The sequence below is a fragment of the Rhizobium sophoriradicis genome (assembly GCF_003939025.1).
GTDB lineage: Bacteria > Pseudomonadota > Alphaproteobacteria > Rhizobiales > Rhizobiaceae > Rhizobium > Rhizobium sophoriradicis.
Genome location: NZ_RQIH01000012.1, coordinates 1 through 21,284, shown reverse-complemented (window position 1 = coordinate 21,284; position 21,284 = coordinate 1). Strand labels below are relative to the sequence as shown.

Sequence of the window (21,284 nt, the reverse complement as noted above, 5' to 3'; positions counted from 1 at the left end):
CGGCGGATTGGCAATGCCAATTTCCGACGCATTCCGGGGCTTGGGCCCATTCCGCGCTGGCCGCGCTCAAGTCCAGACGGTCTGGCGCATCGCTTCGCCGACGATCATCGCGGCCGAGACGGCGACGTTTATGGAGCGCTGGCCTTCGACCATAGGGATCAGGATACGGGCATCGGCCCTTTCATGCACATGGTCCGGGACGCCGGCGCTTTCCCGGCCGAGAAGCAGGATGTCGTCTGAACGGAAGGTGAAATCGGAGTAGCGATCCGCTGCCTTGGTCGAAGCGAGGATCAGGCGGCGGCTGGTCGTGGCGCGCCATGCTTCGAAGCGATCCCAACTGACATGGCGGGTCAGCGCGGCGGCGGCGATATAATCCATTCCCTATCGTTTCAGGTTGCGATCGGAAACGTCGAAGCCGGCGGGCTCGATCAGATCGACCGCGAAGCCGAGGCAGGCGGCAAGACGCAGGATCGTGCCGGTATTGCCTGCTATATCCGGCTGGTAGAGTGCCAGTCTGAGGTCGGTCATGATGCGCCGTTTGTTTCGTCGGGATGCGAGACACCTAAAGCAACCGGCATTCTGCTGCAACAGGGCGCATTTTGGCCCAGATACGGTCAATTTACGCCATTAAGGGGCTGGAAATTTCGCGATTTTCGCGTTATCGATGCACGTCTTCAATCGCCAGCAGGGAGGGCCGACATGAATATTTTGCTCATTATGCGCTTTCCCGCCGTGATGCCGATCAAGGCGACATGGCGCCGCTAGTGCGCGTTTCTTCCTGAAATCCCCTTTTGATCCATTGTGCGGCTGTTTCAGCCTCGCCCCTTGAACGTTCGGTTCCCATATGTGCTTGCAGTGCGCTCAGGTGGCGCGAAGCCGGGAGCCGAGACGCTGATGTTTCGGAGCAATTTCATGTTTGGCTGGTTCGAACAGCGACTCAATCCCTTTCCGAGCGAGGAGCCTGTCGCTCCGCCCAAAGGTCTTTTTGCCTTTTGCTGGCACTACAGCAAGCCGGCAGCACCCTGGCTCGGCCTGATGGCGTTGCTGACGGCGTCGATCGCCGTCGGCGAAGTGGCGCTCTTTCAATTTCTTGGCGACATCGTCGACTGGCTGACCAATGCCGACCGCGCCACCTTCCTGCAGACGGAAGGCCACAAGTTGTTCTGGATGGCGGTGCTGGTGCTGGTCGGCCTGCCGCTGGCGGCCGGCCTGGATTCCCTCATCATGCACCAGATGCTGCTCGGCAATTACCCGATGATGGCGCGCTGGCAGATGCACCGCTTCCTGCTGCGCCACAGCATGACGTTCTTCGCCAATGAGTTTGCCGGGCGTGTCGCGACAAAGGTGATGCAGACCTCGCTTGCCGTGCGCGAAACGGTGATGAAGGTCCTCGACGTCTTCGTTTACGTCGTCAGCTATTTCCTGACGATGATCATCGTCATTGCGGCCGCCGACTGGCGACTGATGATCCCGATCCTCGTTTGGCTCGCCATCTATATCAGCATCGTCTCTTATTTCGTGCCGCAGCTTCGCAAGATCTCGGCGCAGCAGGCGGATGCACGTTCGATGATGACGGGACGCGTGGTCGACAGCTACACGAACATCGCCACCGTCAAGCTGTTTTCGCATGCGGGCCGCGAGGAGGTTTATGCCAAGCAGGGCATGGACGAGTTCCTGCAGACCGTGCACAGGCAGATGCGCAAGGTGACGCTCTTCCACATCAGCGTCTACGTGAACAACTGCGTCGCGCTCTTTGTCGTCTCGGGCCTGTCGATCTGGTTCTGGCTGAACGGTGCGATTTCGGTCGGTGCGATCGCCATCTCCATCGGTCTTGCCATGCGCGTCAATGGCATGTCGCAATGGATCATGTGGGAAGTCTCGGCCCTGTTCGAGAATATCGGCACGGTCTACGACGGCATGGAGATGATGAGCAAGCAGCACGACATCGTCGACAAGCCGGGTGCGCCTGCCATGACGGCGAAGAAGGGCGCAATCCACTACGAACGCATCCGCTTCCACTACGGCAAGAGCAAGGGCATCATCGACAACCTGTCGCTCGACATCAAGGCGGGCGAGAAGGTTGGTCTCGTCGGGCGCTCCGGTGCCGGCAAGACGACGCTGATGAACCTGCTGCTGCGCTTCTACGACCTGGAGGGCGGCCGCATCACCATCGATGGCCAGGATATATCCGGCGTCTCACAGGAAAGCCTGCGCTCGCTGATCGGGGTAGTAACGCAGGATACCTCGCTACTGCATCGCTCGATCCGCGACAACATCGCCTACGGCCGACCGGAGGCGACGGACGCCGAAGTGATCGAGGCCGCCAAGCGCGCCAATGCTTGGGAGTTCATCGAAGGGCTCGTCGACATGCAGGGGCGCCAAGGGCTCGACGCGCAGGTCGGCGAACGTGGCGTCAAGCTGTCCGGGGGCCAACGGCAGCGCATCGCGATCGCTCGCGTCTTCCTGAAGGATGCGCCGATCCTGGTGCTCGACGAGGCGACCTCGGCGCTCGATTCTGAAGTCGAGGCAGCGATCCAGGAAAACCTCTTCGCGCTGATGGAAGGCAAGACGGTGATTGCGATCGCCCACCGGCTGTCGACGCTGACCGAGATGGACCGGTTGATCGTGCTCGACAAGGGCCGGATCATCGAAGCCGGCTCGCATACCGAACTGATCGAAAATGGCGGCATCTACGCCGATCTCTGGAACCGTCAGTCCGGCGGCTTCCTCTCCGATCATGCGGAAGAGGCGGAAGAGGCGGCGGAATGATCAAAAGGCCCTCCCTGGGAGAGCAGGGAGGGCCTTTTGAGTTGTTAAACTGTTTTCTACTTGCCAATAGGGAACAGGGCGCCGTTTCCCCTGTTCAAAGACTGTCAGCCCAGTCAATCACCCGGTCATGTTCGACGACCACAATGGTGTTGGCGGCCGCGAGCGTGCGCAGCGTGCTGATGCGGCGGCGTTCCTCGGTGTCGAGCCAGGCGGCGATGGCCTCGGCGACGATCAGATCGCGCGGCAGCGCCAGGTCGGCGGCCAGGGCATCCAACCTTGCTGCGAGCGGAAGCGGAATATGCGCATCGAGCATTTTCGTTTCCATGGCCTTCCCTCCGTTGAAGCGCGATCCTATCGTCAGATTGTGACCGGTTGGCGAGCAATCAATGGCGATGCCGCCGATGTTACCGATCATTACAAAAATATAAGATTGCGACCCCTTATCATTCCCTTTGCCGCTCTGCCCATTCCGCCTATATCGCTTCCATGTTTCTGCGACCCATCTTCCGCCTGTTCGAGACCTGGATCGATCCGTTCCGCCCGCGCGCCAATCTTCAGCCGCCGCAGGCAACGCTCGGCTTCATCTGGTTCTATATCGGCCAGACGAGGATGCCGTTCATCGCCATGCTCATACTTGGCGGCGCATCGGCGGCAATCGAAGCCGCACTTTTCTGGTTCGTCGGACGCCTCGTCGATATTCTCGCCAGTATTACGCCCGGTGCCGGCTGGAGCGGTCTTCTCGCGGCCCATGGCGGCGAACTGTTCGGCATGCTCGCCCTGATCGGGCTGGTGCGCTTCGTCGTCGCCTTTCTGATTGCCCTCGTCGATCAGCAGGTGATCACCCCGGGCTTCTACAATCTAGCACGTTGGCAATCTTATCTCCACGTCTCAAGGCAATCATTGTCGTTCTTTCAGAGCGATTTTTCCGGGCGCATCGTCACCAAGGTCTGGTCGGCCGGCCAGGCAACCGGCGATCTCGTCACCTCGCTGATGGAAAGCGTCTGGTTTGTCGGAATATATGCGGTCACGACGCTGGTGCTGGTCGCCCGGCTGGACTTTTCCCTTGCCGCCGTCGTGCTGTTCTGGCTATGCGCCTTCAGCCTGCTTGCCCGCCACTTCGTCCCGCGGATTCGCCATCATTCCCGCGAGACGGCGGAAGCCGGATCGATGCTGAACGGCAGGATGGTCGATTCCTACAGCAATATGCAGACGCTGAAGCTGTTTGCCCGCGACGAAGAGAGCGACCGCTACATGCGCCAGGGCTTCGATATCTATCAGGATACGGTGCTGCGCTTCACGCGGTTCATCACCGGGGTCAGGGCCTCGATGGCGCTGCTCTCCGGCCTGATGATCGTGACGATGGCAGGCTTGAGCGTAGATCTCTGGCTGCGCGGCATGGTCAGTTCCGGTGCGGTGGCATTCTCGCTGGCACTGGTGCTGAGGCTGAATTTCCTGCTCGGACGGCTGATGACGCAGTTCAACGGCATCATGCGCAATCTCGGCACCATCCAGAATGCCGCCGAGTTGATCTCCCAGCCACTCGGGCTCGTCGACCGCGCCGATGCGAAAAGCTTGGTGATCCGCCAGCCCGGCATTCGGTTCGAGAATGTCTCCTTCCGCTATGGCAAGGATCAGCAGCCGGTCGTCGAGAACTTCTCCCTGACCATCCGCCCGGGCGAAAAAGTCGGGATTGTCGGCCGTTCGGGCGCGGGAAAATCGACGTTGATGAACCTGCTGCTACGGCTCTACGACCTCCAGGAGGGCCGCATCCTCGTCGATGGCCAGGACATATCGGCCGTAACCCAGGAAACGCTGCGGATGCAGATCGGCGTTGTCAGCCAGGATACTTCGCTGCTGCATCGTTCAGTGCGCGACAATATCTTGTTCGGACGGCCGGACGCCGGCGAGGAGCGGCTGATCGAGGCGGCGCGGCGCGCCGAAGCCATCGATTTCATCGCCCGCCTGCAGGACCAGCAGGGCCGCAGAGGCTTCGATGCACATGTCGGCGAGCGCGGCGTCAAATTGTCGGGCGGCCAGCGGCAGCGCATCGCCATTGCCCGGGTGATGCTGAAGGACGCGCCGATCCTGGTTCTCGACGAAGCGACGTCGGCGCTCGATTCGGAAGTGGAAGAAGCGATCCAGTCCAATCTCCATCGGATCATGGAGGGCAAGACCGTGCTTGCGATCCCCCACCGGCTGTCGACGATCGCTGCGCTCGACCGGCTGATCGTCGTCGATCTCGGCCGGATCATCGAGGAGGGCAGCCACGACGAACTGCTTCGCCAGGGCGGGCTCTATGCCGAACTTTGGGCGCGGCAGTCCGGCGGCTTCCTCGCGGCGGACGAGGATCTCGGCTCAGGGGTCGATGGCGAATTCCGCCATGAGGCCAAAATGGTTTGATCCATAGCTGTCGGCGATGCGGCGGACCGATTTCAGCCGCAGGGGCGCTTTGCTGAAGATGTGGTCGATCGGAATGCCGAAGGGGCCTGCTGCGATCGGCCATGTCGCGGGTTCCAGCGACACCGTGCCCAGGCCCTGGCTGCGCATAAGAGACTGCACGTCAGGCGCCAGGATCGAAGTGTTAAAATCACCGGCGAGCACGAGCGGTCCCGGCAGGGAGGGAATAACCTCCGCAAGATCTGCAATTTCCAGGCCGTGGAATTCGTCGTAATAGGGCTTGGTCAGGTGCGCGGCGAGGAAATTGACCTTCCGGCCGTCGAAATCGATGGTCGAAATCGTCAGCCGGTTGCGCCAGAGGAGGCCGAGGTTACGGATGCGGGGCTCGATGAGCGGGCGCTTCGACAGGACGAGCGTATCGCATTGCTCCATGCCGATGCCGCAGCCGACGTAATAGGGGTAGGTCTTCAGGAGCCGCGGCAGTTCGGACAGCAGCGGCTCGGCCTCGAGGATATTGACGACGTCAGCGCCCGAGGCGATGACCATGTCGGCAATTGCAGGGCCGTTTGCGAAATTATCGTTCTCGATGTTGAAGGACATCAGCCGGAAGATAGCCGGGCGGCTCTCCTCGACGGCGGCCTCGACGAATTCGCGCGCCATCACCACGCCATGGACGGCAAGGACCAGCGACACGGCGAGCGTCAGCAGCGCATACCAGTGCCGCTTGACCAGGAGGGCTGCGAGGGAAGCGGCCGCTGCCGCCACAGCCAGATGGACCTGGAAGCTGTAAAAGAGGGAAAGCAGATAGAAATTCGTGACGTAGCGCAGCGAGACAATGGCGAGGACGAACGTGGTGAGGACGCTGAATACGCAGAAAATCGTGTCTCTCATTCGCTTTGGTCCGGCTCGCTGGCTTGGCTGCCGATGCGCCTATCACGCCGGCTTTTTTGTTGCAATGCAGCATAATCGCGAGCTGGTGTTTGCCTTAGAAAATTGATCGGAAATTTCCCGCGACATTGTGCCCTCGTGCCCTTGTCAAGGCTGGACATAATTTGCGATCAAGCTTAGAACGCGCCGGATTGCCGGGGAATCTATGGCCGAATTGTGTCTGGATCGATTCGTCGGCAGAGGGGGCAGGGCGGAATTCCGCGATAATTGCGCAGAGGATGGTTAAGCCGTGAGCGAACACGAAACGACAAGCGAGGCTTCGACAGAGCCCACTCGCCGTGATTTCCTTTATCTCACCACCGGTATGGCGGGTGCTGTGGGCGCCGCTGCGGTTGCGTGGCCGTTCATCGATCAGATGCGCCCGGATGCGTCGACGCTGGCGCTGGCTTCTATTGAGGTCGATGTCGCAAGCCTCGAGCCCGGCATGTCCTTGACCGTGAAATGGCGCGGCAAGCCGATCTTCATCCGCAATCGTACACCTGAGGAAGTGAAGGCCGCAGCCGATGTTCCGCTGGCCGACCTCAAGGATCCTGTTGCCCGCAATGCAAACCTTCCCGCCGAAGCTCAGGCGACGGGTGTCGACCGTTCGGGCGGCGCGGGCAAGGAAAACTGGATCGTCATGATCGGCACTTGCACCCATCTCGGCTGCGTTCCGCTCGGCCAGGCCGGCGAATACAATGGTTGGTTCTGTCCCTGCCATGGCTCGGTCTACGACACGGCCGGCCGCATCCGGAAGGGTCCTGCGCCTGAGAACCTGGCGATCCCGACCTTTTCATTCGTGTCCGATACCAAAATCAAGATCGGTTGAGGGGAGACTGATTCATGAGTGGCCATTCCAGCTACGAACCATCAACCGGCTTCGAGAAATGGGTCGATGCGCGCCTGCCGCTGCCGCGCATGGTCTATGACAGCTTCGTGGCATATCCGGTTCCGCGAAACCTGAACTATGCCTATACCTTCGGAGCCATGCTCTCCGTCATGCTGGTCGTGCAGATCCTGACGGGCATCGTGCTCGCCATGCATTACGCCGCCGACACGATGATTGCATTCAACTCCGTCGAAAAGATCATGCGCGACGTCAACCACGGCTGGCTGCTGCGCTACATGCATGCCAACGGCGCATCCTTCTTCTTCGTCGCCGTCTACCTGCATATCGCCCGCGGCCTCTATTACGGTTCCTACAAAGCGCCGCGTGAAATCCTCTGGATCCTCGGCGTCGTCATCTACCTCCTGATGATGGCGACCGGCTTCATGGGCTACGTCCTGCCCTGGGGCCAGATGTCCTTTTGGGGCGCGACCGTCATCACCGGCTTCTTCTCGGCCTTCCCGATGATCGGTGAATCGCTCCAGCAGTTCCTGCTCGGCGGCTTTGCCGTCGAACAGCCGACGCTGAACCGCTTCTTCTCGCTGCACTACCTGCTGCCCTTCATGATCGCCGGCGTCGTCGTCCTGCACATCTGGGCGCTGCACGTCACCGGCCAGACCAACCCGACGGGCGTCGAGGTCAAGACGAAGACGGACACGGTGCGCTTCACGCCCTATGCGACGATGAAGGATGCGCTCGGCGTATCGGTCTTCCTGCTGGTCTATGCCTATTTCGTCTTCTACATGCCGAACTTCCTCGGCCATGCCGACAACTACATCCCGGCCGACCCGTTGAAGACGCCGGCCCACATCGTTCCGGAATGGTACTTCCTGCCGTTCTACGCGATGCTGCGTTCGATCACCTTCAACATCGGCCCGATCGACTCCAAGCTCGGCGGCGTGCTGGTGATGTTCGGTGCGATCATCGTGCTGTTCTTCCTGCCCTGGCTCGACACGTCCAAGGTTCGCTCGGCGGTCTACCGTCCCTGGTACAAGCTTTGCTTCTGGCTGTTCGTGATCAACGCGATCATCCTCGGCTGGCTCGGATCGCAGCCGGCGGAAGGTGACTTCGTCTGGATCTCTCAGGTCTGCACGCTCCTCTACTTCGCCTTTTTCCTGGTTGCCATGCCGGTGCTCGGCCTGATCGAGACGCCGCGCCGCATCCCGAACTCGATCACCGAAGCGGTGCTCGAGAAGCGCAACAAGACAGCTGCCGCCGGCGCAGCGGCCAATGCGTAAGCGCGCGACGGAAGGGAACAGATACATGAAAACGCTTGTTGCAAGCATTCTCTCGCTCGCTGTCGTTGCCGGTCTCAGCGGCGCGGCTCTGGCCGAGGAGGCGCCCGCCAACGGTGCGGCTCCGGCCCATCACGCCGAAGGTGAGACGCCGCATTATCCGCTGAAGCATCCGAAGGAGGAGGATTGGTCTTTCGCCGGTCCGTTCGGCCACTACGACAAGGGCCAGCTCCAGCGCGGCCTCAAGGTCTACACGGAAGTCTGTGCAGCCTGTCATTCGATGAAGCTCGTGCCTTTCCGCACGCTCGGCGAACTCGGCTATTCCGAGGCGCAGGTGAAGGCCTTCGCCGCGAATTATGAAGTCCAGGATGGTCCCAACGCCAGCGGCGAGATGTTTACCCGCAAGGCGGTTCCTTCCGATTACTTCCCGTCGCCTTTCCCCAATGCTGAAGCCGCGGCTGCTTCCAACAATGGCGCGGCTCCGCCCGATTTTTCGCTGATCGCCAAGGCCCGCTCAGTCGAGCGTGGCTTCCCGCAATTCGTCTTCGACATCTTCACCCAGTATCAGGAAAGCGGCCCGGATTACATCCACGCACTGCTGACCGGCTATGAAGAGCCGCCGGCGGGTTTCCAGGTGCCGCAGGGTGGACATTATAACCCTTACTTCAATGCTGCTGCCGTTCTCGCCATGCCGAAGCCGCTCTCCGATGGCCAGGTGACCTATGACGATGGCGCGCCGGCGACCGTCGAACAGTATTCGAGGGATGTCACCGCCTTCCTGATGTGGGCTGCCGAGCCGCATCTCGAAGAGCGCAAGCGCACCGGCTTCATGGTCATGGTCTTCCTGGCGATCTTTACGGTGCTGATCTATCTGACGAAGCGCTCGATCTACGCCAACAAGGAACACTGAGCGTTCCATTCTGAATTCGAAGGGCGGCTTGCGAGCCGCCTTTTTTGTTTGTTCCGCTCCCGCCAATTGATAGGGTGCGGGTGAAACACGAATGAGTTAGAGCACGATGTCGTCGAACTCGCTCACACTTTTCGGCGTCATGCTCTAATGCATGTCGCCCGGAGGTGTGCCACGCTTTCGGGACAGCACGCAAAAAAAATGCGCTAAAGCGCGTCGCTTGAATCAGGTTTGACGCGGCGCGCTTTGGTTTCATGCCTCGCAGATATGGACTTTCGATGGACAAAAATACGATTTCGGAGCTTGCAGCCAGCATTCGCTCCATTCCCGATTACCCCAAGCCCGGCATCATTTTCCGCGACATCACCACGCTGCTCGGCAACCCCCGCGCTTTCCGCCGGGCGGTCGACGAACTTGTTCAGCCCTATGCAGGCACGAAGATCGATAAGATCGCCGGCATGGAGGCGCGCGGCTTCATCCTCGGCGGTGCGGTGGCGCATCAGCTTTCCTCAGGCTTTGTTCCGATCCGCAAGAAGGGCAAGCTGCCGCACGATACCGTGCGCATCGCCTACAGCCTCGAATATGGCGTCGACGAGATGGAGATGCACCGCGATGCGGTGCAGCCCGGCGAGAAGGTGATCCTGGTCGATGACCTGATCGCCACAGGCGGCACGGCGGTGGGGGCTACGAAGTTGCTGCGCCAGATCGGCGCGGAGGTGGTCGGCGCCTGCTTCGTCATCGATCTCCCCGATCTCGGTGGCCGCAGGAAGCTCGAAGAGCTCGGAGTCGTCGTGCACACGTTGGTCGAATTCTCCGGGCATTGATCCTTCTTCACCCCGGCACCAGCGGCGTCAGTCGAAATCGAGGACGCCGCTCTCGAAGCGCATCACAGCCTCGCCATTCTGATTGACGCCTTCGCAGAGGATCGTGTTGAGGTGCCAGCCCGGCCGCGACGCGAGCGGCCGGCTGGAGAGGAAGGCGACGGAATAGGTTACGACATCGCCCGCAAAGACGGGCCGCAGCCATTGTAGTTTCTGAAAGCCGGGTGAGGGGCCGAGCTTGGGTGACGTCTGGCCCTTTTCGGCGAGCATGACGCTTTGCCTTTGCCAGAAGGCGAGGAAGGTTCGCATCCAAGCGGCGGTGGTGTGCCAGCCGGAGGCGCAGAGGCCGCCGAAGAGGGTATTTTTCGCGGCCTCCTTGTCGACATGAAAACGCTGAGGATCATAACGTGTCGCGAAGCGGATGATGTTTTCCTCGGTAAAAGTGTATCTGCCGATCTCGGCCTTCTCGCCGACGGCGTAAAGCTCGGACATTCTCATCGCGACACCTCCGGACCCATACCGTCTTCAGGGCGCGTGCGGATCATGACCGAATTCTCCGAAAGGCAGACGAGTTCGCCGCGCTGATTTTCCACCACATGACGGAACTTGACGATGCCAATGCCAAGGCGCGAGCGCATCAGCCGGGCTTCGAGGACGGTCGAGTGGCCGTCCAGCGTGTCGCCGGCCAGCACCGGTTTTCGCCATTCCATCAGATCGATGCCCGGAGCGCCCTCGCAGTGCGCGTTCAGAATGTAGCTGTCGGCCATCATGCGCATCAGCATCGATGACGTATGCCAGCCGGAGGCGGCGAGCCCGCCGAGGATGCTGGCGCGGCCGGCGGCCTCGTCGAGATGCATCGGCTGCGGATCGAATTCCCTGGCAAATTCGATGATCTCCTCGGCAAGCACCGGCTTCGGACCTAGGGCGAAGCGCTGGCCGGGTGGGAAATCTTCGAAGAAAAACTTTTCTGCCGACATTCGCTCCTCCACCATATGCAGGGCCTAGAACAGAATGATTTTAGGCCGAATCGGCCTAGAAATCTGAATCCTGTTCTACATTAAAGAGTTAGAGCATGGTGTCGCCCGAAAACCGCTCACACTTTTCGGCATCATGCTCTAGTGCTTACAATAGCATCCGCGTGAGCTCAATGATTCCGGGGAGATAAACCGGCATGACGGGACTGAAGTCTATACTCGACGAGGCTGCGCGCCAGGGGCTGATTTCGCCGGAGGCAGGCGGACGGCTTCTGCCCTTCCTGACCGAGCGCGGCGTGGCGGTTGTCGAGCCGCAGCCGGCAGCCGCCGACGGACCGGCATGGTCGGACACGGAGACGCCGCGCTTCGTGCGCGGTTTTCACGACGTGCTGATCACCATCGGCGTCGTTGTGGCGCTCGCAGGCCTCTGGGGGCTTTCTGCACTTTATGCCGTGCTGCCCGCGATCATCGTCCTTTCGGAAATCCTGGTGCGCCGCCAGCGGCTCGCTTTGCCGGCCGTCAGCCTGACGATCGCCCTGTTCTGCTGGACTTGCCTGCTGATGTCGCGATTTTTCCCGCCGTGGACGCCGACCGCAACATCCTTCGGAGCGGAGGCGACGCAGTTCGTCGCAGGTTTCCCGATCATTCTCGGCGCCTATTATGCTCGCTACCGCGTACCGCTTTCGCTGGCGCTCTGCATCATGTCGGTGCTTGCCTTCGTCCTCACCCTGCTTTTGCGCCTGGCACAGTGGGCAAGCGGCAATCCGGCGTTTTTCCTCGATCATCCCGCCGTGCTGGCGCTGGTTGCCCTGATCTGCGCGGTCGGATTGTTTGCGCTGGCGCTCTATTTCGATCTCGGCGACCGGCTGCGGCGGACGACGCGTTCGGATATCGCTTTCTGGCTGCATCTCGGCGCGGCGCCGGCGCTGCTCTATAGCACCGTTTCCCTGCTGTCGTTCGGAGCAGATACTCGTATTGTCGACGTCGCGAACATGTCGTCGCGGACACCCGTCGTCGTTGCGACGGTGGCGGCGCTGATGCTGCTCGGTCTCATCATCGATCGCCGCGCCTTCGTCACTTCGGGACTGCTGTCGCTCGGTGTTGCGATCTTCGGCGTCTTCCGGCAGGGAAGCGCCACGGTCGACACCTACATCTTCACCACGCTGATCATTGTCGGCGCAATCGTATTAATCATCGGCACCGGCTGGATGCCGCTTCGGCGGCTGGTGCTCAGGACACTGCCGCCGGCCATCGCAAACAGGCTGCCGCCGGGTTAAGGCGGCAGCGCTCTTTTATTTAGGTATTGAAACGGAAATGGATGACGTCGCCGTCCTGGACGACGTATTCCTTGCCTTCGTCGCGCGCCTTGCCGGCATCCTTGGCGCCGACTTCGCCGTTATATTTGATGTAATCGTCATAGGCGATGGTGTTGGCGCGGATGAAGCCGCGCTCGAAATCCGAATGGATGACGCCGGCGGCCTGCGGCGCCTTGGTGCCGCGCTCGATCGTCCAGGCTCGCGTTTCCTTCGGGCCGACGGTGAAATAGGTGATGAGGTGGAGCAGCTTGTAGCCGGCGCGGATCAGCCGGTCGAGGCCGGCCTCGTCAAGGTCGAGGGCGGAGAGGAATTCCTTGGCCTCATCCTCGGGAAGCTGAGCGACCTCAGCCTCGATCGCCGCCGAGATGACGACGGTTTCGGCGCCTTGTTCCCTGGCCATGGCGGCGACGGCCTCGGTGAATTCGTTGCCGGTCGAGGCGTCGCTTTCGGCGACGTTGCAGACATAGAGCACCGGATGCGAGGTCAGCAAGTTGAGGCCCTTGAGGATGGCGATCTCCTCGGCATCGAGCGTCGGCAGCAGCGTGCGCACCGGCTTGCCCTCGTTGAGCAGCTTCAGCGACGCTTCCATGATCGGCAGCATCGCCATCGATTCCTTGTCCTTGCCGGTGGCACGCTTGCGCGTCTGCTCGGTGCGGCGTTCCAGGCTTTCGAGATCGGCGAGCATCAACTCGGTCTCGATCGTCTCGGCATCGGCAACGGGATTGATGCGGCCCTCGACATGGGTGATATCGCTGTCTTCGAAGCAGCGCAGCACATGCACGATGGCGTCGACCTCGCGGATATTAGCGAGGAACTGGTTGCCAAGGCCCTCACCCTTCGAGGCGCCGCGCACCAGGCCGGCGATGTCGACGAAGGAGATGCGGGTCGGGATAAGTTCCTTTGACTTGGCGATATCGGCAAGCTTGCGCATGCGCGGATCGGGTACGGCGACTTCGCCGGTATTCGGCTCGATCGTGCAAAAGGGATAATTCGCCGCCTGTGCCGCCGCCGTCTTGGTGAGCGCGTTGAAGAGGGTCGATTTGCCGACGTTCGGCAGTCCGACGATGCCGCATTTGAAGCCCATGGCTAAAACCTGCTGTTCTTGAATTTCTTGCTGGTGCCTATGGGATAAAGGAGCAATATGGTCAAGTCTTAGCGAGCTTTTAACCTTGCTCACTTGCCCAAGGAACGGCGCCGGCCTATTTTGAGGCCGATCGCGGTTTCGATGCATTGCGGATTTCGTCAGATGCACGGTCGCTCCTGCCGGCCGCACATCCGGCCTCAACCCGGCGGCCAATTTCCTCCTGATCGAGGAGGGCAGCCACGGCGCACCGTCGAAAATTCGTCATCGACAATGATTAGTTGTTTTGAAGATTCCTGACCATGTCATCAACGGGTGGATTTTCCGATGAGTGACAACGACGTTGCCCTAAAACCGAAGACCAAGGTGAAGCCGAAGCTGGACAAGCCGAAGCTCTACAAGGTCATCCTCGTCAACGACGATTATACGCCGCGCGAATTCGTCATCGTCATCCTGAAGGTTGTCTTCCGCATGAGCGAGGAGACCGGCTACCGGGTGATGATGACGGCGCACAAGCTCGGTTCCTGCGTGGTCGTGGTCTGCGCCAAGGATATCGCCGAAACCAAGGCCAAGGAAGGCATCGACCTTGCCAAGGAGATGGGCTTTCCGTTGATGTTCACGACGGAGCCCGAGGAATAGCCGGGGCTCAGAGTCGGCGGATTTGATAGCCGGTCTTGTCCTGCACGAAGCCACAATTCTCGTAGAAGCGCAGCGTGGCGGGGTTCTTCGAGCCGGTGAGCAGCATCACCTTATAACAGCCGGCCCTCCAGGCCTGTTCCACCGCATGGCCGATGACGGCACCGGCATAGCCGCGCCGGCGATGGTCGGCATGGGTGACGACATTTTCGATCAGCGCATAAGAGGCGCCGCCTCGCGTCAGGTTCGGCACGACGATCATCGTCACGGTGGCGGCTGCGAGATTGCCGGCAAAGCCGATGAATAGGGTCATGCCGGGCTGGGCGAGGATGGCGGAGAAGCGCTCTTCGGCCAGGGCCTTGTCGAGAACCGGATCTGTCGGGTTCAAATGACGGTAGAGGACGGTCAATCCCGGAAGATCGCCGGCAGTTGCGGGACGGATGGCGAGGTCCTGGTCCGGCATCGGATTCATTCCCCCTTATTGCCGAACATCTTCTTCAGCATCTCGGCCATGGGACCGGTGGCGGGGAGTTTCGGCTGATTGCTGCTGCGGGCCTGGCGGATATGCGACTGGCCTGCCAGCTTCTTCTCGCTGTCCTTGCCTTCCTTGCGCGGCTTTTCTTCCTCGGCCTTGCCGCCGAGCGCCAGCGCGATCTTGTTCATCAGCTGCGAATCCTCGTTTCGCACCAGCATGTCGGCATTGTCGGCCAGCGTGTCGAGAAGTGGTTCGAGCCAGACCTTGTCGGCCTTGGCGAAATCACCGAGCACATGGTTCTGCACCATTTCCTTGACGCCGGGATGGCCGATGCCGAGGCGCAGCCGCCGGTATTCCTTGCCGCAATGGGCGTCCAGCGACCTGATGCCGTTGTGGCCGCCATGGCCGCCACCGGTCTTCAGCCGCGCCTTGCCGGCGGGAAGGTCGAGCTCATCATAAATCGCGACAAGGTCGGCCGGCTGGAGCTTGTAGAAGCGCATCGCCTCGCCGACCGCCTCGCCGGAGAGGTTCATATAGGTCTGCGGCTTGATCAGCAGCACCTTCTCGCCGGCGAGTTCGCCTTCGGCGATCTCGCCCCTGAACTTCTTCGACCAGGGCGAAAAGCTGTGGCGCCGATGGATGGCGTCAACGGCCATGAAGCCGATATTGTGACGGTTGCCGGCGTATTTGGCGCCGGGATTGCCGAGACCCGCGATGATCAGCATGGCCTGTCATTCCTTGCTTGTTGTTCTGCGTTCACCACCCGGAAATGGGAGCAAAGTCAAGCGGAAAGGGCATCGGCCCGTCTGGCTGCGTCAGTCGGACAGGTTCATGCCGTATTTCAGGAAGATCTTTTTCTGTTCGCCATCGGCGATCAGCTTGTCGAGCGCTGATTGCATCTTGGCGCGCAGATCGTCCGGAAAGCCTTTTTCGCAGGCAATGCCCATCGGCTGGGCCGAGAGCACGGTCACCATCTCCACTGGCTGGTCGGCCTTCAGCTTGTCGAAATAGAGTTCGGAGATCGGCATCATATCGACGCGGCCGCTCAGCAGCTTGCGCAGCGTGGCGTTGAAGTCGCTGGCGACGTCGAGCTTGGTGAAGCCCTTCTCCTTCAGGGTCGTCTCGGTGTAGTCCTCCCGCTGTGTGCCGATCGTATATTTCTTCGCCTCGTCTAGATTGCCGGCGGTGACGCCCGAGCCCTTGCGGGTGATCAGGATATTGCGATCGATCAGCAGCGGCTCGATCCATTTGAACAGCGGGTCGCGGGCGCTGTTGTGGGCGGTGGCGAAAACGCAGGTCATCGGCGCCGTGCGGGCGAGACCGAAAGCGCGCGCCCAGGGCAAGACCTCGATCGTATAGTCGACGCCGATCGCGGCCATCACCTTTTCGACCTGCTCGACCGTCGCACCCTTGATCTCCTTGCCTTCGCGATAGTTGAAGGGGGCGTAATCCTCGGTCGTGAAATTGATCGTCTGCGCATGGGCGGCGCAGGGCAGCGCCAGGCATGCAAGAAGCAGGAGCTTTTTCATCGGATCATCTCCTTCGTTCTTCGTTTATGAGGCGCGCGCGACGGCCGATTGCGGCATCATCAGTTCCTCGATGAGCTTGGCTGCGTGCTGCGGGCGATGGAAGAGGTAGCCCTGGCCATAGTCCAGTCCCATCTGGTGGAGCGTGCGGCATTCCTCTTCGGTCTCGATGCCCTCGGCGATGACGGTGCAGTTCATCTTGTGGGAGAGGGTGGTAATGCCTTCGATCAGCATGCGGCTCTTCTGGCGCACGTCATCGTCGCCGTCATTGATCGCGCGAGTAAAGGACTGGTCGATCTTGATGATGTCGACAGGGAAGCGGTTGAGGTAGCTCAGCGACGAATAGCCGGTGCCGAAATCGTCGAGCGCGATGCGGCAGCCGAAGCGGCGAAGCTCCGTGACGATCATGCGGATCTCAGGGTTGTCATGCATCAGCACTGCTTCGGTGATCTCGACGACGATGCGTTCGGGGCGGATGCCGTGGCGGCCGACAATCGCGGCAAGCCGGGCCGGCAGCGCCGGTTCGAACTGCAGCGGCGAGAAGTTGATGGCGATATAGGTGTCCTGCATGCCCGATATGCGGGAAATTTTCGCGAGGTTGGCGATCGCCTTCTCCATGATGACGTTGCCGACGCGGACGATCTTTCCCGTTTCTTCGGCGACGCTGATGATCTCGGCCGGCGGCATCAGGCCCTTCTGCGGATGGTTGAGGCGCATCAGCGCCTCGAAACCGGCAATGCCGCGGCCGTTCAGATTGACGATCGGCTGCAGGAAAGCGTCGAACCAGTTGTCGACGAGGCCGGCTTCGATATTGGCCTCGATTTCGGCGCGGCTGCGGGCGCGGTCGAGCATGGCATTGTCGAAGAGCTGCGCACCATTCTTGCCGTCGCGTTTCTTGGCATACATCGCCATGTCGGATTTCTGCAGCAGCTCGGCTGCGGTCGCGGCATGATGCGGATAGATGGCGATGCCGATCGAAGCGCTCAGATGCATGTCCGGGGCAAATGGCGTTTCGAAGACCGAGGCGATTTGCTCGCACATCGCCTTGGCGCGCCTTTCGGCGTCCTTCGCCGGCAGCAGGATGGCGAATTCGTCGCCGCCGAGACGAGCCGCCTCGTCGAAGGGAGCAAGATGGGTCTTCAGGCGCGCAACCAGCTCGATCAATGCCCTGTCGCCGGCGGCATGGCCCATATTGTCGTTGATCCACTTGAAGCGGTCGAGATCGACGAAGAGGCAGGCGAGCTCCTGGCCGGCGGCGTCTGCCGCAGCGATCTTGCTGTCGAGCACGGCTTCAAAACCCTGGCGGTTGAGAAGCCCGGTCAGGTGATCGGTGATTGCCTGGCGATGGTTGCGGTCCTCGGACGCCTTGAGCTCGGTCACATCGGTCATGACCGACAGGGAGAGGCGATCTTGAGCACCGGCGCCGGCTTCCGATTCCATGATAAGGACGTCCATGGTGCGGCCGTCCAAGCAGACGAACTTGACGGTAACCGCCATGCCGCTCTCGGCCCGGCGGCGCTTGACGAACTTGTCGCGGGTGTTTGCCGTGACGAGATCGGCGAAGTTGCGGCCGATGACGGCGGCGCGATTATAGCCGGTGGCAAGCAGCCAATAATCGCTGACGGCGGTGATGCGGTCTTCCTCGTCGAGCGAGAAGAGCATGGCGGGGGTCAGATTGTAGATATCGGTGGCGCGGCGATGGGCGAGCTTCAGCTCCTTCTCCTCGCTTTCGAGCTTGGTCTGCATCTCGTTGAAGCTGCGGGCGAGCCGTCCCATCTCGTCGTTCGACTGCCAGTCGACGTGATGGCGGGAGCCGAGCTGGCGGGTGGCCTCGATCGCTGCCGTCAGCCGCATCAGCGGCTGGATGACGAAGAAGCGGTTGCCGATCAACGCGGTGCCGAAAACGGTCAGAACTGCGAAGATGAAGATCGAAATGAAGACGACCTCTTCCTGCTTCAGACCGGAAAACAGGCCGATAGTGGGATAGTAGACGCTGATACTGCCGAGATTCTTCGGGCCATCGACGGTGTTGTAGATGATGGCACGCGACACCTGCACGAGCTTGCCGTCGAAGGAGCGGGGAATGGTGGACTGGCTGACGTCGAGCTGGCCTGACTGGTCGCGCACTTCGACCTTGACGATGGCGCCCTGGGAAACGACCGTCGCGCTGATCTGAGTGACGCTTTCTTCATCGAGGTCCCAGAGGGGCTTTGCCAGCGCCTGGGCGTTGGCGACAAGAAGAACCGAGATATGGTCGCGTATTTCCTTGTCGGCCCGCTCCGAAGAAAGAAAAAGAAAGAGAACAAAGAGAGGAGCGACAAAAACAAGCAGCGCTCCGCAAACAATCCCAAAAAACCTGTTCTCAACGGAATTGTTCATGGTTCCGTTTACTCCCCCAGGCCAGCCATATTTGCTGTCGCGCGTTCGGGCCGGCTTCTTCGCAGCTGACGAGGCATGCTTTCACGAATATGTTAAATGTTGCTGAAACGGGGGTCTGCGGGCAACGAAAAGCCCGCCTTCCTGGGGGAGGCGGGCCATATGTATTATAAATGGAGTGAAGCGATCAGGCTTCGGTTTCGCCTTCTTCGGCGCTTTCGTCGACACCGGCAGCCGGAGCGACGATGGTCGCGATCGTGAAGTCGCGGTCGATGACCGTGGTCACGCCCTTCGGCAGGGTGACTTCCGAAATGTGGATACTATCGCCGATCTTCTTGCCGCTGAGGTCAATGTCGAAGAATTCCGGGATCGCATCGGCCGGGCAATGAACTTCGACCGAGTGGCGGACGATGTTCAGAACGCCACCGACCTTGAGGCCCTGGGACTTCTCTTCGTTGATGAAGTGAACGGGGATTTCGACGGTCACCTGAGTGTTGCCGGAGACGCGGAGGAAATCGACATGCATCGTGAAATCGCGGACCGGATCGAGCTGGTAGTCCTTCGGCAGAACCTTGTACTTCTTGCCGTCGACTTCGATGGTCGCGACGGTCGTCATGAAACCGCCGGCGTGGATGCGCTTCGTCACCTCATTGGTGTTGAGAGCGATGGCAATGGGGGCCTGCTTGTCACCATAGATGACAGCGGGAATGAAACCGTTGCGGCGAAGTTCACGGGCGGACCCCTTACCAACCCGTTCGCGCGCCTCGGCCTTGAGCTCGTAAGTTTCCTGGCTCATGGCTATTCCTTTCGAGGTTATTTGGAGAGTTCGTCGGCGGGCAAAAGCCTTGTTCCGTCGAACCAGAGGCGGGTTTCCCCATCCTCATCCGCGTTGCCTCCAAGGGTGTCTACACGGACCGGTGGCCTATATTATAAGTCGCTCGGAAACGCAAGTTGCTGATTGCGGCGAGGCTGCCGCCCTCGCAGGCGTCACCGGCCATGGCTGGGAATGAGCCCCGGCGACATCAACAAGCGTAGGCCGGGCTTCGGCTCAAAGATACGAACCTCATGAAATCACTTCAAAACCGCGTCCGTCCAGGGCCACTTGGCTTGACATCGCCGGGCTTCGCATCTTTGGATGGCCGCTCAAAAAGCGGCTGAGGAGAAACCAGACTATGCGTCTCAAACTTGTCACGGCAACGAGCTTGCTTGCCCTTTGCGTTTTTACCACGGCCGAGGCCGTGGAGATCAATCAGGATGGCGCCAACACCGTCAGGGACACTCTGACAAAGTTGCTTCCAGATGATCTGGCGAAGAGCGGCTTCATCACCGTCAATCCGGCGGGCACGCGCTACGAGATCATCTATGATCTGGCGAAGCTGCTTGCAAAAGTCGATCCGGCGACCTTCACCATCAACGGTCTTACCCCGTTCTCGACATTCGCCACGCCGCTCGACAATGGGCTTTGGAATATCGAAGGTGACGACAGTTTCAACGTCTCCGGCCATTTTAAAGACCCGGATCAGAAAACAACGAATTTCACCTATTCCATCGCTTCGATCGTCTATAGCGGTGTTTTCGACCCAACAATCAGCTATCTGCGCTCAGGCACCTTCGCGGTCAAGGACGTCAAGGTCGCCAGCAAGTCTGAAACCGAGGAAGTTCATGCCGCCATCGCCAGCATGGACCAGAAGCTGAGTTCGACGGACAGTGCAGGCGGCAACGGACGCATCGATTTTGTCGGCAGCGCGTCGATGTCTGGTTTTGTCGAGCAGGTTTCCGGCCTGCAAATGCCGCCCATCGAAATTCGTGCCGGCTCAATCAATGTCGATGCCAAGGTGAACGGCCTGCCGGCGAAGCAGATTCGCGAGATGGTCTTCTTCATGCTCGACCATCTCGATGAGAAGGAATTGAGCTCGGAAGATACCGACAAGATAAAGACAATAGCGAAGGAAGCATTTCCGCTTCTGACCTTGTTCAGCGAGACGATCGGGGTCAACGACCTGTCCGTCACGAACGAGATGGGCAAGGGCGGCGCCAAGGCATTCAACTACAACCTCGCCATTGAGGGCCCGAGCGACGCCATGCGTTTCGGCTTCGGCATGAACGCGCAGGAGATCAGCCTCGACACGCCGCGAATGCCGGCAAACTACGCGACATTCATGCCGACCAATTTCGATTTTCAGGTCGCTGTTCCGAACCTGGATTTCGCAAGCTTCGGCAACGACCTGATGGCGGTGGATTTCAATGACAAGGCACCCGAGAAGACCGGCGAGGAGATGGCGAAGAAGCTCTTCCGCGACGGCCTTCTCAAGGTGGAGTTCCCGAAGATCAGCGCCAAGTCGGATGTTTATGACGTCGATATGACGGGCAAGATCGAAGGCCGGGTCGACACCGAAAAGGACTATTCTATGGAGGCGACGATCCTGGCGCGCGATCTCGACAAGACGATCGCGGCAGTTCAGGAACTTGCCAAGACCGATCCCGATCTCAACCAGGTCTCCTTCGGCATCATGATGGTGAAGGGCTTTGCCAAGACCGATCCCGACGGTCGTTCGCGTTGGGACATCAGCGTCAGCCGCGACGGCGCGGTCACGGTCAACGGCCAGATGGTCAAGGGGCCGGACGCTCCGGATCAAGACCAGGGGCTGGAGCCAGACCAGGAGCAGGAGCAGGGCCAGGACGCGGTGCCTGCGCCGCCGCAGCAGCCTTGAGCGTCGTCAATAGGGATAAGAAAGAGGCCGGCCTTGCGCCGGCTTCAGCGTTTTGACCAACTCCGTTCTGACTCGGCGTTGAGCCACGGCTGTCCGGTTATCTCGACGGGCTGCCCCACCCTAGGCGGTGTGGACTCTTGGGATTCCCAAGGCTGAGCAAATCAGATTCAAGACTGTCTTTTGGAGGCAGTCATGGGTGTTTTGGATCGTCTGATCCTTCGGGACGAGCAGTGGGAGCGGATATCGC

19 protein-coding genes and 1 pseudogene are annotated in these 21,284 nt (G+C 60.4%); 9 read left to right on the top strand and 11 right to left on the bottom strand.

Annotation, left to right across the window (positions count from 1 at the left end; all coding sequences use genetic code 11):
- Nucleotides 1–66: 66 nt before the first annotated feature.
- Nucleotides 67–528, bottom strand: a pseudogene (locus tag EFR00_RS20365) (tRNA (cytidine(34)-2'-O)-methyltransferase).
- Between the two features lie 384 nt (nucleotides 529–912).
- Here EFR00_RS20365 and EFR00_RS20360 point away from each other — a divergent pair.
- Nucleotides 913–2,769, top strand: a complete 1,857-nt coding sequence (locus tag EFR00_RS20360; RefSeq protein ID WP_077990044.1) for an ABC transporter ATP-binding protein — start codon at nucleotides 913–915, stop codon at nucleotides 2,767–2,769.
- Between the two features lie 94 nt (nucleotides 2,770–2,863).
- Here EFR00_RS20360 and EFR00_RS20355 read toward each other — a convergent pair whose 3' ends face one another.
- Complete coding sequence (locus tag EFR00_RS20355; protein WP_077990045.1) at nucleotides 2,864–3,094, bottom strand: CopG family transcriptional regulator; 231 nt, start codon at nucleotides 3,092–3,094, stop codon at nucleotides 2,864–2,866.
- A gap of 161 nt (nucleotides 3,095–3,255) precedes the next feature.
- Here EFR00_RS20355 and EFR00_RS20350 point away from each other — a divergent pair, with 161 nt between their 5' ends.
- Nucleotides 3,256–5,169 (top strand): ABC transporter ATP-binding protein, encoded by a 1,914-nt coding sequence (locus EFR00_RS20350; protein WP_077990024.1) that lies wholly within the window; start codon nucleotides 3,256–3,258, stop codon nucleotides 5,167–5,169.
- Here EFR00_RS20350 and EFR00_RS20345 read toward each other — a convergent pair.
- Entirely contained in the window at nucleotides 5,125–6,057 is a 933-nt protein-coding gene (locus EFR00_RS20345; protein WP_077990025.1) for an endonuclease/exonuclease/phosphatase family protein, read from the bottom strand. The two genes, EFR00_RS20350 and EFR00_RS20345, sit on opposite strands and share 45 nt — an antisense overlap.
- Nucleotides 6,058–6,343: 286 nt before the next feature.
- On the opposite strand from EFR00_RS20345, the gene petA reads away from it, so the two are divergent.
- The 4 genes from petA to EFR00_RS20325 all read left to right on the top strand — a co-directional run bounded on the left by petA (nucleotide 6,344) and on the right by EFR00_RS20325 (nucleotide 9,945).
- Nucleotides 6,344–6,922, top strand: coding sequence for a ubiquinol-cytochrome c reductase iron-sulfur subunit (petA, locus tag EFR00_RS20340; protein WP_009982651.1), 579 nt, complete (start codon nucleotides 6,344–6,346; stop codon nucleotides 6,920–6,922).
- Nucleotides 6,923–6,936: 14 nt separating this feature from the next.
- Nucleotides 6,937–8,217 (top strand): cytochrome b, encoded by a 1,281-nt coding sequence (locus EFR00_RS20335; RefSeq protein ID WP_038690382.1) that lies wholly within the window; start codon nucleotides 6,937–6,939, stop codon nucleotides 8,215–8,217.
- A 25-nt stretch (nucleotides 8,218–8,242) separates the two neighbouring features.
- Nucleotides 8,243–9,124: a cytochrome c1 gene (locus tag EFR00_RS20330; RefSeq protein WP_038690380.1), complete on the top strand. Its 882-nt coding sequence runs from the start codon at nucleotides 8,243–8,245 to the stop codon at nucleotides 9,122–9,124.
- A gap of 275 nt (nucleotides 9,125–9,399) precedes the next feature.
- Nucleotides 9,400–9,945, top strand: a complete 546-nt coding sequence (locus tag EFR00_RS20325) for an adenine phosphoribosyltransferase (protein ID WP_077990026.1) — start codon at nucleotides 9,400–9,402, stop codon at nucleotides 9,943–9,945.
- A 27-nt stretch (nucleotides 9,946–9,972) separates the two neighbouring features.
- On the opposite strand, the gene EFR00_RS20320 is transcribed toward EFR00_RS20325, so the two are convergent.
- Both EFR00_RS20320 and EFR00_RS20315 read right to left on the bottom strand, forming a co-directional pair.
- Complete coding sequence (locus EFR00_RS20320) at nucleotides 9,973–10,440, bottom strand: MaoC family dehydratase (protein WP_077990027.1); 468 nt, start codon at nucleotides 10,438–10,440, stop codon at nucleotides 9,973–9,975.
- Nucleotides 10,437–10,919, bottom strand: coding sequence for a MaoC family dehydratase (locus EFR00_RS20315; protein WP_077990028.1), 483 nt, complete (start codon nucleotides 10,917–10,919; stop codon nucleotides 10,437–10,439). The genes EFR00_RS20320 and EFR00_RS20315 overlap by 4 nt, the downstream gene beginning before the upstream one ends.
- A gap of 194 nt (nucleotides 10,920–11,113) precedes the next feature.
- Here EFR00_RS20315 and EFR00_RS20310 point away from each other — a divergent pair, with 194 nt between their 5' ends.
- A complete protein-coding gene (locus tag EFR00_RS20310; RefSeq protein WP_077990029.1) occupies nucleotides 11,114–12,193 on the top strand; it encodes a hypothetical protein in 1,080 nt (359 codons plus the stop codon).
- Nucleotides 12,194–12,212: 19 nt separating this feature from the next.
- Here the strand turns inward: EFR00_RS20310 and ychF are convergent, their stop codons facing one another.
- Complete coding sequence (gene ychF / locus EFR00_RS20305; RefSeq protein ID WP_077990030.1) at nucleotides 12,213–13,316, bottom strand: redox-regulated ATPase YchF; 1,104 nt, start codon at nucleotides 13,314–13,316, stop codon at nucleotides 12,213–12,215.
- A 324-nt stretch (nucleotides 13,317–13,640) separates the two neighbouring features.
- Here ychF and clpS point away from each other — a divergent pair, with 324 nt between their 5' ends.
- Nucleotides 13,641–13,952: an ATP-dependent Clp protease adapter ClpS gene (gene clpS / locus EFR00_RS20300; protein WP_004680128.1), complete on the top strand. Its 312-nt coding sequence runs from the start codon at nucleotides 13,641–13,643 to the stop codon at nucleotides 13,950–13,952.
- Between the two features lie 7 nt (nucleotides 13,953–13,959).
- Here the strand turns inward: clpS and EFR00_RS20295 are convergent, their stop codons facing one another.
- The 5 genes from EFR00_RS20295 to EFR00_RS20275 form a co-directional block, all read right to left on the bottom strand.
- The gene (locus tag EFR00_RS20295) at nucleotides 13,960–14,421 is read right to left on the bottom strand and encodes a GNAT family N-acetyltransferase (protein ID WP_009990780.1); all 462 of its coding nucleotides are present in this window, start codon (nucleotides 14,419–14,421) and stop codon (nucleotides 13,960–13,962) included.
- Nucleotides 14,418–15,149, bottom strand: a complete 732-nt coding sequence (gene pth, locus EFR00_RS20290; protein WP_077990031.1) for an aminoacyl-tRNA hydrolase — start codon at nucleotides 15,147–15,149, stop codon at nucleotides 14,418–14,420. The genes EFR00_RS20295 and pth overlap by 4 nt, the downstream gene beginning before the upstream one ends.
- Nucleotides 15,150–15,239: 90 nt before the next feature.
- A complete protein-coding gene (locus tag EFR00_RS20285; RefSeq protein ID WP_009994643.1) occupies nucleotides 15,240–15,953 on the bottom strand; it encodes a substrate-binding periplasmic protein in 714 nt (237 codons plus the stop codon).
- Nucleotides 15,954–15,977: 24 nt separating this feature from the next.
- Nucleotides 15,978–18,329, bottom strand: coding sequence for an EAL domain-containing protein (locus tag EFR00_RS20280; RefSeq protein ID WP_077990032.1), 2,352 nt, complete (start codon nucleotides 18,327–18,329; stop codon nucleotides 15,978–15,980).
- A 184-nt stretch (nucleotides 18,330–18,513) separates the two neighbouring features.
- Entirely contained in the window at nucleotides 18,514–19,122 is a 609-nt protein-coding gene (locus tag EFR00_RS20275; RefSeq protein ID WP_009996000.1) for a 50S ribosomal protein L25/general stress protein Ctc, read from the bottom strand.
- 376 nt (nucleotides 19,123–19,498) lie between these two features.
- Here EFR00_RS20275 and EFR00_RS20270 point away from each other — a divergent pair, with 376 nt between their 5' ends.
- Nucleotides 19,499–21,037 carry a hypothetical protein gene (locus tag EFR00_RS20270; protein WP_009996001.1) on the top strand — a complete coding sequence of 513 codons (1,539 nt, stop codon included), beginning with the start codon at nucleotides 19,499–19,501 and terminating at the stop codon, nucleotides 21,035–21,037.
- The last annotated feature ends 247 nt before the right edge of the window (nucleotides 21,038–21,284 follow it).